General features: G+C 47.0%; 1 protein-coding gene. It reads right to left on the reverse strand.

Annotation, left to right across the window (positions count from 1 at the left end; genetic code table 11):
• Positions 1-352: 352 nt before the first annotated feature.
• Positions 353-2,576, reverse strand: a 2,224-nt coding sequence (locus ACO0K3_RS19440) for a beta strand repeat-containing protein (RefSeq protein ID WP_422987488.1), incomplete at its 5' end; no start/stop codon positions are given.

Below are 2,576 nucleotides of genomic sequence, written 5' to 3' on the forward strand. Positions count from 1 at the left end.
ATACCCATTTAAAGCTCCTAAAAAATTTCAGAGTTAAGTTAATTTGCAGCATTACTACTTGTAGTCTGCATCACAGCGTAGCGGATGATGGCAGAAGACCTTACAACTTTATGTGACATGCATCACAAAAACAATAATATTGACGAAGATTTTCTACGGCGAGCAATTGCTCTCTGTCATAGCCAGATCACCATAGCTTTACCAGAAACCAAAAAAGGCTCCCGAAGGAGCCTTTTGTAGTTTGTAGCCAAATGTCATTTTCTATCGTCTTTACCCTGAAGTCTTCTATTGAAAGACAACTTCAGGATTTTGAATTTAAAAAACTTACTTAGCTATCCAAGCCAAATACTGCTTAACCCAGAGTGATCAAACCAGCAACGTTAGTTGTAGTTGAACCTACAGAGTAACCAACCAGGATGATTGTTTCGAACGCTGTACCAGCACCAACTGTTGTGTCATAAGTCACTGCCGTGTCCAAACCATTTGCAGCAAATGTGAATGTACCTGCAGCGGCATCGTATGTACCGTGAACAAAGTTCACAACATCATCTGTACCAGCCAAGTTGATTGCAGCTTTGTTCAAACCAGCAGTTGCTGTGGCCAATTGGATTAAATCGCCAGCAGCAGCACCCTTAACGATATCAAATGTTGATGTCAATTCAGCAGTTTGGATTGTTGTAGATGTGTTTGCACCAGAATCACCCAATGCTGCATTGACGATCTTCGATGTTGAGCCAGACAGAGTAATCAAGTCAGCACCAGCACCGCCAGTGATAACGTCAGCACCACCACCACCAACAATCACATCTTTACCAGCACCGCCAACGATTGTGTCTGCACCTGTACCGCCAGTCAATGTACTTGCGATTGTGGAGCTACCTGTGATGCTGTTAGTACCAGCAGTCTCAGTGATCGTGACTGCTTTAGTTGACGCTGCAGCATTGATCGTGTCGCCACCAGTTGCACTACCTTTGATTGTTGCCGCAGCTGTCAGAGCACCTGATGTCCAAGTGAAGCCACCGGATGTACCAGCAGTATTAGTCATGCCGCTTGCATCTACAGATGTCAATGTCGTGCTAGTGTTGGTCAAAGTCAGACCAGCATTACCAGTGATTTTCAATGTAGTCAATGCAGTGTCAACCAATGTCAGAGTATCAACATGCTTAGTCGTGTTTGTATCTGTCACAGTCAGGTTGACTGTTTCAACAGCAGTTGCTGTTACTGAACCACCAGCGATAGCAGCAGCAGATGACAATGTCAGGTTCAACACGTCAGTTGCTGTATCCGTTGCCAATGTGTAAGTTGTTGCGGCAGTTGGGGCAGCAGTGATTGTCAGATCCGTGCCAGCAGCGACGGTATTCCAAGTGATCGCGCCAGCTACAGCGCCTTCTGTCAGATGAGCGAAGCCAGCTGCAGAGTAGGAACCAGTTGCACCAGCACCAGCACCCAATGTTTCAAAGCCAGTGACATTTGCCAAAGAGAAGGACGCTGCATTCACAACGAATACGTCGTTAGTACCAGCACCACCATCAACAGACACCGTAGGAGCGACAGCAGCAGTCACGATGTCAACGCCTGAACCACCTTTGTAGATTTCGGTACCGTTGATTGTGACAGTATTAGCGCCTGTAGAAGCGGAGGCATCAATAGTAGTCAGTTGCGTACCTTGACCAGACAAATTAGATGTAAAACCACCAGCGCCAGTTACTGTTACAGTTGCCAGTGTGTTAGTTGTGTTGTAACCACTCACTGTAACCAAAGCACTGTCGTTCACTGTCAATGCAGTTGCAGCACCAAAGTGTGTTGTTGTCAGTGTCAGAGCCTTGTCACCACCCAGTGTCACTGCAGTTGCTGAAGCAACTGCCAGGTCAGCGACTACGCTGGCTGCGCCAGTAGAAGTGACGTTGACTGTTGTTGCTGTAGCATCCGTGATCGTGCCTGCTGTTACTGTGTTGACTGTAACACCCAGAGTACGGGTAGCAGCTGCAGCAACAACCGTTGCATTCTGGTTAGTGTTAGCAACTGTCAATGAAGTAATGCCATCGCCTGTCAATGTTGCCGCACCAGCATTACCGTTTAAAGAAACAGACTTCAATGTGCTACCAGTTGCGGCAGATGCGCCTGAACGGTCTTGTACAGCAACAGCTAAACCACCAGAAATCACCGCTGAAGTGATTGCATTAGCAACCGCCGTTTGACCAACGTTGATATTGCCGCCAACATCATTCGATATTGTGACAACACCGCCAGCACCAACAACAGCTACGTCGAAGGCTGTGGAGTTAGCGATTGTTGTTGCTGTCGTCGTTGCAGCAGTAATAGTTTCGTTAGCTGTTGCTGCTGAAACTACGCTCAATTTTGTCAAACCAGTCCAGCCAGAGACATTACCATTCACATCAGCAGCAGAAGTCAGATTGACTGTTTCAACGTTCTTGACTGTTGCTGTTGCTGGGATCGCAATTGCGCTGATAGACGTCAAGCTCATTGTGTCATTACCGGCGCCGCCATCGATATTGTCCAATGCTGTCAATACACCTGCTGTCAATGAACTGATTGTGTCATTGCCTGCTGTGCCG

Origin of the sequence: Undibacterium sp. Rencai35W, assembly GCF_049340185.1 — a bacterium.
Lineage (GTDB): Bacteria > Pseudomonadota > Gammaproteobacteria > Burkholderiales > Burkholderiaceae_D > Undibacterium.